Raw genomic sequence first — 13,321 nt, forward strand, 5'->3', positions numbered from 1 at the left:
GTACGTACAAAACTTCTTTGTCAATTGCTTCGGGGAAAGCCGCGCCGAAGCGTTCGGCGCGGCTCTCGCCGATCTGTCAGGCCAGCCAGTCGGGGCGCAGCGGGTAGCCGTTCACCCCGTCCGGGCCGTTGCGGGTGGCCAGCACCTGGTGCAGCTGGATGCCGTTGCGCTCGAACGCCATCCGCGAGCCGGCCATGTAGAGCCCCCACACCCGAGCGGTGCCCTGGCCCACCTCGGAGACGCAGAAGTCCCAGTGCGATGCCAGGTTGCGGCACCACGCGGCCAGCGTCAGCGCGTAGTGCTGCCGCAGGTTCTCCTCGTGGTGCACCTCAAGGCCCACGTCGTGGATCTCCGAGATCACCCGGCCCGGGCCGGCCAGCTCGCCGTCCGGGAAGACGTACCGGTCGATGAACGCGCCGGACCGGTGCGGCGCGCGGTTGTCGGCACGGGTGATGCAGTGGTTGAGCAGCCGCCCGCCGACCCGCAGCCGGTTGGCCAGCGCCCCGAAGTAGGCCGGATAGTTGCGCACCCCGATGTGCTCGGTCAGGCCGATCGACGAGACCGCGTCGAACTGCTCCCGGGGCGCGTCCCGGTAGTCCAGGTGCCGCACCTCGGCCAGGCCGGTCAGCCCCTCCCGCTCGATCGCCGCCCGCGCCCACTGCGCCTGCGCCTTCGACAGGGTCACCCCGAGCGCGCGTACGCCGTACTCGCGGGCCGCGTGCCGGACCATGCCGCCCCAGCCGCAGCCCACGTCGAGCAGCCGCATCCCCGCCTTCAGCGCCAGCTTCTGCGCGACCAGGTCGTACTTGGCCGCCTGCGCCTGCTCCAGGGTGTCGTCCGGCGAACGGTAGACCGCGCAGGTGTACGTCATGGACTCGCCGAGCACCTTCTCGTAGAAGGCGTTCGACACGTCGTAGTGGTGCGAGATCGCGGTGCTGTCCCGCGACCGGGAGTGCCGCAGCCCGTTCACCACCCGCTTCCAGCGGGGCAGCGCCTCCTGCGGCGGCGGCAACGGCGGCAGCAGCCGCTCCCAGCCCAGCCCCCGCACCAGGCTCAGCGCCTCGGCCACCGGTGGCGTCCGCAACCGCAGCTGGTCCTTGAGCACCCGCAACGCCTCGTACGGGTCGCCCGGGTGCACCCCACGCAGGACGAGGTCGCCGCTGACGTACGCCCGGGCCATGCCCAGGTCGCCGGGGGCGGTGAGCAGGTAGGTCAGGCCCCGCTCGGAGCGGATGGACAGGCCGATCCCGGCGTCGGCCGGGCCGACCGCGCTGCCGTCGTACCCGGTGACCCGCACCGGCAGGTCCCCGGTCGTCAACGCGCGGACCACGTCGGCCACGGTGGGACGCGGTCGCCGGCCCCCCGCCGGCGGGGTGGCGGGAGCGCTCGCCGCTCCCCGGTCTCGATCGGTCAGGCTCATTGTCGTGCTACCGCCTTCTCGTACAGTCCGGTGAGCCGGTGGTCCGGGTCGTAGCGGTCCTTCACCGCCCGCCAGGTGTCGCCGCCGTAGAGCCGGTCGAACACCGCCCGGTCGTAGTACGCGTCGGAGTAGAGGGACTTGTGCCCGCCCAACTCCGACACCTCGCGTTCGATCGCCCGGTTCACGTCCCCGTCGGCGGCACCCTCGGCGACCGGCACGCTCCCCCAGAAACCGACGTTCACGTAGTCCCGCCCCGGCCGTAGCGGGTAGAGCGGCCAGGGTCGGGCCGACCCCGGACCGTCCGGCTCCCGCAGTCGCAGCGGACAGAGCCACACCGGGGTCATGCCGACCGTGCGGGCGAACCAGTGCAGGAAGTCGGCCGTCCGGTCGAGCGGAATCTCGACGTCCTGCACGACCCGTTCCCGGGCGGGCTGGCCCCGCCACCGGTCGATCCGGGCGGCCACCCGGTGCCGGTGCTCCCACCGGACCAGCCGGTGGTAGACGTCGCTGCGTCGCCAGCGCGCCGGCCAGACCCGCCGCACCACCGGGTGCTGCACACCGAACGCCGACGAGCACCAGAACCAGTCGGTGTCCCAACGCCACAGGTAGTCGTACGTGGTGAGCAGGTCGTGGGTGCGCCGGCGCAGCGACCGGTAGTAGATGTCCTGGCCGGTGTAGTCGCTCGGCGGCCCGGCGGCGTCGTCGGTGAAGGAGCCGAGCACCAGGTACGCCTCGCCGGGGCTGAACATCACCCCGTCCAGCGCGTCCACCGGCTCGCCCGCCCAGGCGCGGGTGGCGGAGATCTCGGCGATCGCGTCGGCGAGCACCGCCAGTCGGGTGAACCGGACGTTGCGCAGGGCCACGAACCGGCGTACGGGTTGCAGCTCGATGCGCAGCCGGGTGGCGTAACCGAGGCTGCCCAGCGAGTTGGGGAACGCGGCGAACAGGTCGGCGTGCGGCCCGTCCGGGCGCGCCGTGACGATCTCGCCGGCCCCGGTGAGCACGTCCAACTCCACCACCGACTCGTGCGGCAGCCCGTTGCGGAAGGAGGTGGACTCGATGCCGAGGCCGGTCACCGCCCCGCCGAGGGTGATGGTGCGCAGTTGCGGCACCACCAGCGGCATGAGGTCGTGCGGCAGGGTCGCGTCGACGAGGTCCTCGTAGGTGCACATGCCCTGCACGTCGGCCGTGCGGGCGGCCGGGTCGACGGTCAGCACCCCGCCCAGCCCGCGCACGTCGAGCCCCGGCGCCCGGGGCGCGTTGCGTGGCCGGAACAGGTTGGACGTGCGCTTGGCCAGCCGGATCGGTTCCCCCGGCGGCACCGCCGCGTACGACCGTCGCAGCTGCGCCACCGCCGAATCATGATCACGCACCGCGTGCATGCGATCACCTTACGCGCCCGGAACCGGATCCCGTGGGATGTCCACCGTGGTCGTGCCGCGCCGTACGGCATAGCGTGGGGGCATGCCGAAAGCCGTCTGGAACGACCTGGTCGTCGCCGAGAGCGACGACACCGTGCTGGTGGAGGGCAACCACTACTTCCCGCGCGCCGCCCTCCGCGACGACCTGATCCGCGAGTCGGACACCCACACGGTCTGCCCGTGGAAGGGCACCGCCTCGTACTACACCCTGGAACACGACGGGCGGACCAGCGCCGACGCGGTCTGGTACTACCCGGAGCCGAAGCCGGACGCCGAGCTGGTCCGGGACCGGGTGGCGTTCTGGAAGGACGTCACGGTCGTCGACTGAGTCACCGGGTGCGGGACGGTTGGCCATCGACCCCTCCGGTGGGTGAGGATGCCGGTATGCCCGTCCCCGCGCGCCGACCCGACGATTCCGGCACCGTGTACGGCGGTCGCCCGGCAGCCCGGCCCCGGCTGTCCGGTGACCCGCTGCTGCGTGCCGCGCTGGCGGTCGGCGTGGTCGGCGTACTCCTCGGGGTCTTCTTCGCCACCGGGGTGCTCGGCGGCGGCGGCGACCAGCCGGTGGTCCCGGCCGCGGCCGGCGCGCCGACGGCGGCCGGCCCCACGCCCGCGGCGAACCCCACGACGGACCAGCCGGCACCGACCACCCCGGCCGCGCCGTCGCCCACCCCGCCGGCCGCACCAGGCCCACCGACCGGGCCGAAGGTGTTCCGCGCGGTCGCCTCGAACCTGTGCCTCGGCGTCGACGGCAGCGGCGAGAAGGCCGCCGCCCAGCTCGCCGCCTGCACCGGCGGGCCCGAGCAGCAGTGGGTGGCCAACCCGGTGAGCGGGGACGTGGTGACGCTGACCAACGCCGCATACGGGCTCTGCCTCGACGTCGAGGGCGTCAGCGGCGACGACGGCGCCAAGATCCAGCAGTTCCCGTGCAACGGCGGGGCCAACCAGCAGTGGCGGCTGGTGCCGACCGGCACCGGCCCGGTGCTGCTGGCCCCGCTGCACAGCGGCAAGTGCGGGCAGGTCGACGACGGCGGCACCGAGGCCGGCGACGACGTGGAACAGGCAGCGTGCGCCGGTGGGGTCGAACAGCAGTGGCTGGTCGGCTGAGTCAGCCCCGGTAGGCGGTCCCCGACCGACGCCGTGCGGTCACCGGCGGAGGGTCTGCAGCTGGGCCTGGTGTTTGGGCAGGTGGACCCGGGTGTGCAGGTCGATCACCCGGGCCCACGGCAGCGGCTCGTCGACGACCAGGTCGAAGCCCTCCCGCAGGTGCGTCTCGACCGGGGTGTCGGCCGCCGGGCCCAACCGGTCGACCAGCGTCAGCAGCTTCTGGCTGGTGGCCCGCAGCAGGGTGGCCAGCCCGTCCAGGCCCCCGCACTCGGCGGCCAGCGCGTCGAGTTCCGGCCGGTGCACACCCGCGAGGTCGTAGTACGCGAACGGCGCGCCGGCGAGCACGGCTTCGGTGGCCTCGCTCATCACCTCGTCGTTGGCGGCGAGGTGCGCCACGATCTGCTCGGCGCCGAGCATCCCGGCCGGCGCCACCCCGAACCCGCCGGCGTCGACCTCGGCGAGCACGTCGGAGTACGCCCGCCGCAACGCCCCGCTGTCCATGACCCCAGTCAACCCCGCCGGTCGGCGGCCCACGCCGGGTTCGCCGTTCGTGGTCACCCGGACGGGTGGCCCGGCGCGGTTCAGCCCGACCGGGAGAGGCCGATCAGCGGCGGGTGCGGCGGGAGCGGAGGTAGTCGGAGACGACGTACTCGCCGAGGTCGTCCAGGTCGGGGGTGAAGACGCGGCCCTTCGAGCGGCGGGCCACCGCGTCGACGAAGCGGCGCAGACCCGGGTCGTCGCCCAGCATGAAAAGGTTGAGCGTGGCGCCGTACCGGGCCAACCGGTCCACCTCCCGGACCGTCGCCTCGATGGTCTCCGGCAGCGGCGGCCAGTGGAACAGCGCCTCCCCGTCGTCCGGGTCCAGGTGCGCGGTCGGCTCACCGTCGGTGACCACCAGCACCACCGGCTCGGCGTCCGGGTGCCGCCGCAGGTGCCGGCCGGCCAGCCGCAGCGCGTGCTGGAGGTTGGTGCCCTGCTGCATGTCCGGCTCGACCGCCGCCAGCTCCCGCTGGGTCAGCGGCTGCGCCTCCCGGCCGAAGCCGACGATCTGCAGCGCGTCCTGCGGGAACCGGGTCGCCATCAGGTGCGACAGCGCCAGGGCGGTCTGCTTCATCGGACCCCACCGGCCCTGCGAGATCATCGAGTACGACAGGTCCACGCAGAGCGCCACCGCCGCCGACGACCGGCGTTCGGTCTCCACCACCTCGAAGTCCTCGACCGCCAGCTGCACCGGCACGCCGCCGCCGGACCGGCTGACCGCCCGGGTGAGGGTGCGGACCACGTCCAGCGGCTGCTCGTCGCCGTACTCCCAGGCGCGCGACCCGCCACTGACCTCGCCGGCCGCGCCGGCCGACCGCAGGTCGTGCTGGCCACGCGGGCCGGCGGTCAGGTCGGCGAAGACCCGGCGCAGGGCGGTGCCGCCGAGCCGGCGCAGCGCCTTCGGGCTCAGGGTCAGCCCGTCCGAGTCCCGGCTCACCCACCCCTGCCGGCGCAGTTCCCGCTCCAGCTCACGCAGCCGGCGTACGTCGTCGGCGGCGTCCCGGCCCAGCGTCCGGGCGACCGCGTCGACATCGACGTCGTCCAGGGACGCGCCCGGGTGCTCCTGTTCGAGTGAGTCCAGCAGTTCGTCCAGCTCACCGATCTCGCCCAGCGCACCGGCCGCGTCGGCGTACCCGAGCGGCTCGGCGCCCCGTACCCGCTCGCCCCGGCCCCAGCCCAGGTCCGGGCGGAGCGCCCGGAGGTTGGCGTCGAGCGCGGACAGCTGGTCGGAGAGCCGGTCGCCGAGGGACTGGCGCATCAGGCCGGCCAGTTCCTCCCGCTGCCGGTCGGACAGCGAGCGCATCAGCCGTTCCCCGGCCGCCGAGCGCCGGGCCAGGACGTCGACCAACTCGTCGACGTCCCTCGGCTGTTCCGGGAAGAACTCGCCGTGCCGGCGCATGAACTCGGCGAACGCGTCGGTGGTGTCCTCCGCCCGGGCGTGCCGCGTCAAGAGGTCGTTGAGGTCGCCCATCATCTCGGCGAGCCGACGCTGCACCTCGGGGTCACCGGCGGCGCGCGCGGCCTCCCGCAGCCCGGCGAACCGCTGCCCGAGCACCTCGTCCCGCAGTCCGCCGAGGATCCGCTGGTAGGTCTGCCGGGCCTCGTCGCTGGCCCACTCGTACCCGGACAGCTCCTGCACCGCACGGGCCGTCGAGCGGGGCAGGTTGTCCAGCACCGCCTCGGCGAACCGCGCGTCCTCGTCGTCGCGCCCGCGCAGCGCGTCGCGCTCGGCGGCGAGCGCCTGGTCGAGCAGGGCCCGGGACCGGGTCACCGCGCCGTCCAGGTCACCGCGGCGCAGCGCCGCACGGCGCAACCGGCGGGCCCGGGCGGCGAGGTCGTCGAGGCCACCGCGCCCCTGCGGGCCACGGCGCAGCAGGTTGCGCAGCGCCTCCCGGAGGCTGCCACCGGCCAGCACCTCGGAGCCGACCGCGTCCACCGCCGCCCGCACGTCGTACGGGGGCGCCAGCGGATCGGGGCCGTCGTGCCACTGCCCGTACCGGAACCGGTTGCCGGCCATGTCAGGCCCGGTTGCCGTAGCGGGTCCGGCCGGAGTCGGTGACGTCCTTGCCGAGCCGGCGGGTCAGGTGCAGCCCCTCCAGGACGAACTCGACGCCGGCGGCGGCCTGCTCCGGGCTGGTCGCGTCACCGAGGCCGAGCCGGTCCAGCACCTTGGCCAGGCCGGGTACGGTGCCCACCTGACCGAGCAGGTCGGCCGAGCCGACCAGCTCGCCGGTCTCGATCACCCGGCCGTCGTCGACAAGCGCGGTGAAGCCGGAGAGGTCCAGGCCGGCCAGGCGGGCCCGGAACGTCTCGGCGGTCGCCGTACGCAGCAGGTGACCGAGGATCTCCACCTCGCGGCCCTCCTCGCCGCTCTCGAACTCCACCTTCCCGCGCAGCGTCGAGGTCACCGACACCGCGTCCCCCACCCGCGCCACCGGCGCTTCGGAAAGGAAGGGCCCCCTGTTGACGCCTCCGGTAGAGGAAGGGTCCCCTCCCAACTCCCCTCCTGACACCTCGGGCGCGGCGGCGAGCAGGCCGGAGCGGCGCAGCGCGGCGGCCGCGACCGTCTCGGCGGCGGCGATGGCGAACCGGGCGGAGACGCCGGAGCGCGGGTCCACCGACGGCGATTCCCGCACCGCGCGGGCGAACCGGGCGAGGACCTCCAGCACGTGCTCGGGGACCTCGGCGACCAGGTCGGCCTCCTGGCGGATCAGGTTCAGTTCCAGGTCGAGGTCGAGCGGGTAGTGGGTGCGGACCTCGGCGCCGAAGCGGTCCTTGAGCGGGGTGATGATCCGGCCCCGGTTGGTGTAGTCCTCCGGGTTGGCGCTGGCCACCAGGAAAAGGTCCAGCGGCAGCCGCAACTGGTAGCCGCGAACCTGGATGTCCCGCTCCTCCAGCACGTTGAGCAGCGCCACCTGGATCCGTTCGGCCAGGTCGGGCAGCTCGTTGACGGCGAAGATGCCCCGGTTGGTGCGGGGTACCAGGCCGAAGTGGATGGTCTCCGGGTCGCCGAGGGTGCGGCCCTGGGCGATCCGGATCGGGTCGACGTCGCCGATCAGGTCACCGACGCTGGTGTCCGGGGTGGCGAGCTTCTCGCCGTACCGCATCGAGCGGTGCAGCCAGCCGACCGGCAGGTCGTCGCCGGCCTCGGCCACCCGGGCCCGGGAGGCCGGGGTGAGCGGGTGCAGCGGATGCTCGTTGAGCACCGAGCCGGCGATCACCGGCGTCCACTCGTCGAGCAGCCCGACCAGCGAGCGGATGAGCCGGGTCTTGCCCTGGCCGCGCTCGCCGAGCAGCACCAGGTCGTGGCCGGCGAGCAGCGCCCGCTCGACCTCGGGCAGCACGGTGTCGTCGTAGCCCACGATGCCGGGGAAGCGGTCGGCGCCGGAACGCATCCGGGCCAGGAGGTTGTCACGGAGTTCCTGCTTGACGGTGCGGTACCGGTGACCGGCCGCGCGCAGCGCGCCGAGCGTGGCGGGCAGGTCGACCGGGGGGACCGGGGTAACCGGGGAAGGCGCAGTCACCCGGCCAACGCTAGCTCACCGGATCGGCGTCGACCGGTGCGTTGACCACCGCCTCCGCCGCCGACGGACGGGCGCTACCGTGACACGGGGTTACGGAGAGGGGAACCGCGATGGAGAGCACCCTGTCGGTCGACCGGGAACCGTGGGATTCGACCGACGCCGCCCGGCTGCGCGCCGCGCAACGCGCCGAGTTGGACGCCCGCTACGGCAGCGACGACCACGAGCCGGGCGCGGCACCGACGGCCGACAGCGTCACCGTCTTCCTGGTCGCCCGCGACGCCGCCGGGGTCGCCCTGGGCTGCGGCGGGCTGCGGATCCTCGGCCCCGGCGAGGCCGAGATCAAGCGGATGTACGTCGACCCGCCCGCCCGCGGCACCGGCGTGGCGACGGCGATCCTGCGCGCCCTGGAGGACGCCGCCCGCGCCGCCGGCGTCGGGACGCTGCTGCTGGAGACCGGCACCGCGCAGCCCGACGCGATGCGCTTCTACGAGCGGGAGGGCTACCGGCGGATCGAGAACTTCGGGCCGTACCGGGGTGAGCCGCTCTCCGTCTGTTACGCCCGCGACCTGCCCGGATAGGACCCGGTGGCCCGGTCCCGCCCCGTGACCGGGACCGGGCCACCGGCGGTTCAGCCCCGGTCGCAGCGGTGGCAGGCGCCCCGGCGACGCAGGTGGTACGCGTACGTGGCCGCGCCCAGGGCCACGCCCCACAGCGGGAAGAACAGCAACGGTCCCCAGGCCACCACGCCGTCGCCCAGGTCCCAGAAGCTCGCGCTGCTCAGGGCACTCAGGCCGGTTCCGGTGACGGCGATCGCCACCACGGTCGCCGGGACGACGGCGAGCGCCACCGGCACCCGCCGGCCGGCCAGCACCGGGATCCACCGGGGGAACAGCTCACCCCACCGCGCCACCAGGCCGAGCGTGAGAACCGCACCGACGGTGGCGAACGCGCCCAGCCCCGCTCCCGCCCACACCGCGCCGCTCTCCCGCATTCCGCCGAGGAATTCGGGGTCGATGCCGAGCGGGATGCCCACCGCCCAGGCGAAGCGGGTCAGCGCGTACCCGAACGGGACGGCGGCGGCGGTCCAGGCGGCCCACCGGCCCCAGCGGGCGGCGGCGGCCGGGGTGCGCCAGCCCCGGTCGGCGCCGTCGCGGCCGCACGCCGCGCAGGCCCCGGAGGTACGCCGCTGCCAGACCAGCAGCGCGCCGGCCAGCAGCACCCCGCCGACGATCGACGCGACGCGGGCGGCCAGCGCCCCGGTGAAGACGTCGGCGTAGTCGACCGGCGGCCAGCCGAACGGGGCACCGACCAGCAGGATCGGCAGGTACCCGAGGATCACCAGCACCTGCATGCCGGGCACCACCACGGTCAGCACGGACGCGACCGCCCAGCCGTAGCCGAGCAGCACGGCACGTACCGGGCGGGCGGGCCGGGCGGCGGGCGCGGCCAGCGTCAGCGCGAGCACCGCGGCGGTGAGCAGGACCCCGGCGAACACCGGCGGCCCGAGATCGGCCGGTACCAGGCGCAGCAGGTTCGCCTCCCGGTTCGGGTCGTCGGCGCCGAACGGGTATCCGGCGCCGGTGACGGTGCCGAGCAGCGCGAGAGCGCCGCCGAGGCCGAGCCAGCCGGCGGCGAGGGGGGCGAGGAGGTCCAGCCGGTCGGACCGGCGGGCCGGGACGCGGGGAGGAGCGGTCGTCGTCATGCCTCCAGCCTCGGCCGGAGCGGCCGGGCACTCCTCCCGTACGACGGTGAACCCGCTCCCCCGCCGGGGGGAGACACTCAACCGGTGGGGGTGACGAAACCCGACTCGTACGCGGCGATGACGGCCTGGGTGCGGTCCCGCACGCCGAGCTTGGCGAGCAGGTTGCCGACGTGGGTCTTCACCGTCTCCACCCCGACGACCAGTTCGGCGGCGATCTCCGGGTTGGACAGTCCGGTGGTCATCAGCCGCAGCACCTCGGCTTCCCGGTCGGTGAGCCGGGCGGCCCGCAACCGGTCCGCGCCCCGTCCGCCGTAGGCGCCGGCGAGCTGCCGGATGGCCGCCGGGAACAGCAGCGACTCGCCGCGGGCGACCACCCGTACCGCCTCCACCACCTGGGCCGGCCGGGCCCGCTTGAGCAGGAAGCCGCTCGCGCCGGCGCGCAGCGCGTCGTAGACGTACTCGTCGTTGGCGAAGGTGGTCACCACCAGCACCCGGGGCGGATCTGCGGAGGCGGCGAGGAGCCGACGGGTGGCCTGGATGCCGTCGATCCGGGGCATCCGTACGTCCATCAGCACCACCTGGGGGCGGAGGCGGGCGACCAGCGGCAGCACCTCGACACCGTCGGTGGCCTCGCCGAGCACCGCCAGGTCCGGCTGGGCGTCGAGGATGGCCCGCAGGCCGATCCGGACCAGTTCGTCGTCGTCCACGATCAGCACGCCGGTCGGGTCTGCGGTCACCGGGCTCCCTCCAGCGGCAGGCGGACCCGGACCCGCCAGCGCTCGGCGTCCGGGCCGGCGGTGAGCCGGCCGCCGAGCAGGAGGACCCGTTCGCGCATCCCGTCCAGTCCCCGGCCGCCGCGCCCCGGACCGGCCCGGCGGGCCGGCACCAGGTCGTTCACCAGTTCCAGCTCCAGGGTGTCCGGACCCACGTCCAGGCGGAGTGCCACCGGCCCCCGGCCGTACCGGGCGGCGTTGGTCAGTCCCTCCTGGACGATCCGGTACCCCTCCCGGGAGACCGCCGCCGGCACGGTGTCGGGGTCGCCGGTGCGCCGGCAGTCGACCCGCAGGCCGGTGGCGCGGGTGTCCGCCACGAGCCGGTCCAGGTCGGCGAGCGTACGCTGCGGCCCGGTCGCCGTGCCGGAATCGGACTCGCGGAGCAGCCCCAGCACGTGGTCGAGGTCGTCCATGGCGGACCGCCCGGTGTCCTCGATCGCAGCCAGCGCCCGCCGGACGAACTCCGGATCCTGGTCGAGCACCGCGCGGGCGGCGCCGGCCTGGAGGGTCGCCACGGTCAGCGCGTGGCCGACCGAGTCGTGCAGCTCCCGGGCCAGCCGGTTGCGCTCGGCCAGCCGGGCGGCACGCGCCTCCAGGGTGGCGATCCGCTCGGACTGCGCCGGCCCGAGCAGCACCGGCGCCATCGACACGGCCAGCGCGCCGAGACCGGCCGTCGCGTAGCCGAGGCCCACCAGCAACGCCACGCCGGCGACGGTCATCCATCCGGCGCCCCAGCCGTCCAGCGGCCCGAACTCCCCCCGCCCGACCAACTCGTCACCGAGCCCGAACTGCTGGGCGATGAACGCGACGGCCATCGGCAGCGCGCTGAACAGGGCGCCCATCACCAGCCCGCCCACCAGGAGGTGGGTGGCGATCCAGAGCGCGGACCGCAGCCGGGTCTCCCGGTCGACGCGGTGACCGGGGGTCGGATCGGGCAGGTCGACGCCGAGCAGCGCCCGGGCGGCGGCGATCTCCAGCGCCCGGCTGCCGTCGCCGAAGACCGGCACGAGGGCGATCGCCGCGGCGATGACCAGCAGTGCGAGCACCAGCGTCCGGGGGATCTCCGAGTCGGTGAGGAGTTGAACGAAGGTCACCGCCAGCAACAGGTACGGCAGCACCAGCACGCCGCCGAGCAGCAGGAACACGCCCCGTCGCCAGGTGCTGCCGGCCACCAGCGGGAGGAGGAAACGGCGCGGCTTCACCGGCTCATTCTCCCGCCGACCGCCGTCTCCCGGATCCCCCGCTCCGGGGAGTTCGGCGCGTCCTCGTCACCGATCCCGCCGTCCCACCACCGCCTCCGTGCCGTGCCGTGCCGACCCGGCGGCGAACCGGCTCGACAGGCTTCCCACGACCGCTTTCGAGCTGAGTCATCTACGTCATCGCGGCGGCACGATCACCTCGACCCAACCGCCCAGCAGCCTTACGAACCAGGACAGCCTGGAGAGGCAGGACAGCTTGGAGAGGCAGGAAAGGCAGGACAGCCGGACCGGCAACCAGCCAGGTCCGGCCGCCAGCCGGGTCGGGCAGCCAGCCGGGTCGGGCAGCCAACCGGGCCGGACCGCCAACCGGGCCGGACCGGCAACCAGCCAGGTCCGGCCGCCAACCCGCCAAGCCCGACATCCGCCGAGGCCGAACGCCACCCGTCCGTCGAGCCGAGCAGCCCGAAACCGCCGGCCCGATCCACCCACGACATCAGCTCGAAAGCGAGCGCAGTTGCCTACCTGCCTCGTCGTCGTCGCGCACCTACCGCGAGGTCCGGCCACCGTCCGCAGCGGGGCCCGGCCCGGAGCCCGCCGGTGTCCGGCCCCGGTGCCCGGCTCAGTGTCCGCCCCCCTCCGGCTCAGCGTCCGGTGCGCGCCCGCAGCAAGCCCGGCACCGCGGCCAATCCGGTGACCGGCCGGAACTCGCGGGCCGCACGGGCCAACGCGTCGTACTCGTCGTCGGCCAGGTCGATCTCGGCGGCCGCGGCGTTGCGTTCCATCTGTTCCACGCTGGACGCGCCCGGAATGGCCACCACGTTGGGGTGACGCAGCAGGTATGCCAGGGCGATCTGGCTGGGGGTGGCGTCATGGGCGTCGGCAACCTGGCGCAGCCTCTCGATGAGGGTGACGCCCCGCTCCAGGTTCTCCGGCAGGAAGTACGGGTTGGCGCGACGAACCGCGCCGGTGGGCGGGTTCTTCGCGTCGTACCGGCCGGACAGGAAGCCCTGCGCCAGCGGGCTGTAAGCGATGACCACCCGGCCGGCCTGCCGGGCGTACGGAAGAAGATCGTGCTCCGGCTTGCGGTCGATCATGCTGTGCCGGACCTGGTTGCTGAGCACCCGCCGGCCCAGAGCGGCCTCGGCGACCTGCCAGCGGCGCAGGCTGTAGTTGCTCACCCCGACCTCGGCGACCAGCCCGACGTCCTGCAACGCCCGCATACCCCGCATCGTGGTGTGGTCGGCGACCAGCGGGTTGGGCTGGTGCACCTGGTAGAGGTCGAGGCTGGTGACGCCGAGCCGCGCGGCCGAGGCGACGGCGCGCTGCTCCACCACCGGGGCGACCGGCATGATCGGGAAGATCTTGCTGGCGACCACCACCTTGGCCCGGTCCTCGCCCAGCGCCGCGCCGAGGATCCGCTCGCTGCGGCCGAAGCCGTACAGCTCGGCGGTATCGAAGAGGGTGACGCCCAGTTCGACGGCCCGACGAACGATCTCGGCGGCCCGCTTCTCGTAGTCGGCGCCGTAGCCCCACTCCCGGGACCCGAACTGCCAGGTGCCGAGGCCGATCTTGGACAGGGGCTTGGGGGTGTCGAGCTGCACGTAACGCATGTCCCCGAAGCTACCCTCCGGTCCG

Annotated in this window: 12 protein-coding genes; 3 read left to right on the forward strand and 9 right to left on the reverse strand. The window is 74.3% G+C overall.

What is annotated here, in order from left to right; genetic code table 11:
- Positions 1–76: 76 nt before the first annotated feature.
- Entirely contained in the window at positions 77–1,420 is a 1,344-nt protein-coding gene (locus tag D7223_RS09015; RefSeq protein ID WP_120726963.1) for a class I SAM-dependent methyltransferase, read from the reverse strand.
- Positions 1,417–2,802 carry an FAD-binding oxidoreductase gene (locus tag D7223_RS09020; RefSeq protein ID WP_120726965.1) on the reverse strand — a complete coding sequence of 462 codons (1,386 nt, stop codon included), beginning with the start codon at positions 2,800–2,802 and terminating at the stop codon, positions 1,417–1,419. Before D7223_RS09020 ends, D7223_RS09015 begins: the two co-directional genes overlap by 4 nt.
- Before the next feature lie 82 nt (positions 2,803–2,884).
- On the opposite strand from D7223_RS09020, the gene D7223_RS09025 reads away from it, so the two are divergent.
- Positions 2,885–3,169, forward strand: coding sequence for a DUF427 domain-containing protein (locus D7223_RS09025; RefSeq protein ID WP_120726967.1), 285 nt, complete (start codon positions 2,885–2,887; stop codon positions 3,167–3,169).
- A gap of 56 nt (positions 3,170–3,225) precedes the next feature.
- Positions 3,226–3,948, forward strand: a complete 723-nt coding sequence (locus D7223_RS09030) for an RICIN domain-containing protein (RefSeq protein WP_120726969.1) — start codon at positions 3,226–3,228, stop codon at positions 3,946–3,948.
- A gap of 39 nt (positions 3,949–3,987) precedes the next feature.
- On the opposite strand, the gene D7223_RS09035 is transcribed toward D7223_RS09030, so the two are convergent.
- From D7223_RS09035 to D7223_RS09045, 3 genes are all read right to left on the reverse strand, one after another.
- Positions 3,988–4,449: a hypothetical protein gene (locus tag D7223_RS09035; protein WP_120726971.1), complete on the reverse strand. Its 462-nt coding sequence runs from the start codon at positions 4,447–4,449 to the stop codon at positions 3,988–3,990.
- A 103-nt stretch (positions 4,450–4,552) separates the two neighbouring features.
- A complete protein-coding gene (locus tag D7223_RS09040; RefSeq protein ID WP_120726973.1) occupies positions 4,553–6,505 on the reverse strand; it encodes a VWA domain-containing protein in 1,953 nt (650 codons plus the stop codon).
- Between the two features lies 1 nt (position 6,506).
- Positions 6,507–8,012 (reverse strand): magnesium chelatase ATPase subunit I, encoded by a 1,506-nt coding sequence (locus D7223_RS09045; protein ID WP_120726975.1) that lies wholly within the window; start codon positions 8,010–8,012, stop codon positions 6,507–6,509.
- A 110-nt stretch (positions 8,013–8,122) separates the two neighbouring features.
- Between D7223_RS09045 and D7223_RS09050 the strand changes: the two genes are divergently transcribed.
- On the forward strand, positions 8,123–8,590 hold the full coding sequence (locus D7223_RS09050) for a GNAT family N-acetyltransferase (RefSeq protein ID WP_120726977.1): 468 nt from the start codon (positions 8,123–8,125) through the stop codon (positions 8,588–8,590).
- Between the two features lie 50 nt (positions 8,591–8,640).
- Here D7223_RS09050 and D7223_RS09055 read toward each other — a convergent pair whose 3' ends face one another.
- The 4 genes from D7223_RS09055 to D7223_RS09070 form a co-directional block, all read right to left on the reverse strand.
- Entirely contained in the window at positions 8,641–9,714 is a 1,074-nt protein-coding gene (locus D7223_RS09055; protein ID WP_120726979.1) for a hypothetical protein, read from the reverse strand.
- A gap of 77 nt (positions 9,715–9,791) precedes the next feature.
- Positions 9,792–10,451 carry a response regulator transcription factor gene (locus D7223_RS09060; RefSeq protein WP_202864606.1) on the reverse strand — a complete coding sequence of 220 codons (660 nt, stop codon included), beginning with the start codon at positions 10,449–10,451 and terminating at the stop codon, positions 9,792–9,794.
- A complete protein-coding gene (locus tag D7223_RS09065) occupies positions 10,448–11,689 on the reverse strand; it encodes a sensor histidine kinase (protein ID WP_120726982.1) in 1,242 nt (413 codons plus the stop codon). Before D7223_RS09065 ends, D7223_RS09060 begins: the two co-directional genes overlap by 4 nt.
- A gap of 638 nt (positions 11,690–12,327) precedes the next feature.
- Positions 12,328–13,296 carry an aldo/keto reductase gene (locus tag D7223_RS09070; protein ID WP_120726984.1) on the reverse strand — a complete coding sequence of 323 codons (969 nt, stop codon included), beginning with the start codon at positions 13,294–13,296 and terminating at the stop codon, positions 12,328–12,330.
- Positions 13,297–13,321: the final 25 nt, after the last annotated feature.

The sequence above is a fragment of the Micromonospora endolithica genome, from assembly GCF_003626595.1.
Lineage (GTDB): Bacteria > Actinomycetota > Actinomycetes > Mycobacteriales > Micromonosporaceae > Micromonospora > Micromonospora endolithica.

Excerpts from the sequence above, each read along its gene's own strand:
- D7223_RS09035 (WP_120726971.1), bottom strand. The coding sequence starts at position 4,449 with ATGGACAGCGGGGCGTTGCGGCGGGCGTACTCCGACGTGCTCGCCGAG.
- D7223_RS09070 (WP_120726984.1), bottom strand. The coding sequence starts at position 13,296 with ATGCGTTACGTGCAGCTCGACACCCCCAAGCCCCTGTCCAAGATCGGC.
- D7223_RS09020 (WP_120726965.1), bottom strand. The coding sequence starts at position 2,802 with ATGCACGCGGTGCGTGATCATGATTCGGCGGTGGCGCAGCTGCGACGG.
- D7223_RS09030 (WP_120726969.1), top strand. The coding sequence starts at position 3,226 with ATGCCCGTCCCCGCGCGCCGACCCGACGATTCCGGCACCGTGTACGGC.
- D7223_RS09025 (WP_120726967.1), top strand. The coding sequence starts at position 2,885 with ATGCCGAAAGCCGTCTGGAACGACCTGGTCGTCGCCGAGAGCGACGAC.
- D7223_RS09015 (WP_120726963.1), bottom strand. The coding sequence starts at position 1,420 with ATGAGCCTGACCGATCGAGACCGGGGAGCGGCGAGCGCTCCCGCCACC.
- D7223_RS09055 (WP_120726979.1), bottom strand. The coding sequence starts at position 9,714 with ATGACGACGACCGCTCCTCCCCGCGTCCCGGCCCGCCGGTCCGACCGG.
- D7223_RS09040 (WP_120726973.1), bottom strand. The coding sequence starts at position 6,505 with ATGGCCGGCAACCGGTTCCGGTACGGGCAGTGGCACGACGGCCCCGAT.
- D7223_RS09050 (WP_120726977.1), top strand. The coding sequence starts at position 8,123 with ATGGAGAGCACCCTGTCGGTCGACCGGGAACCGTGGGATTCGACCGAC.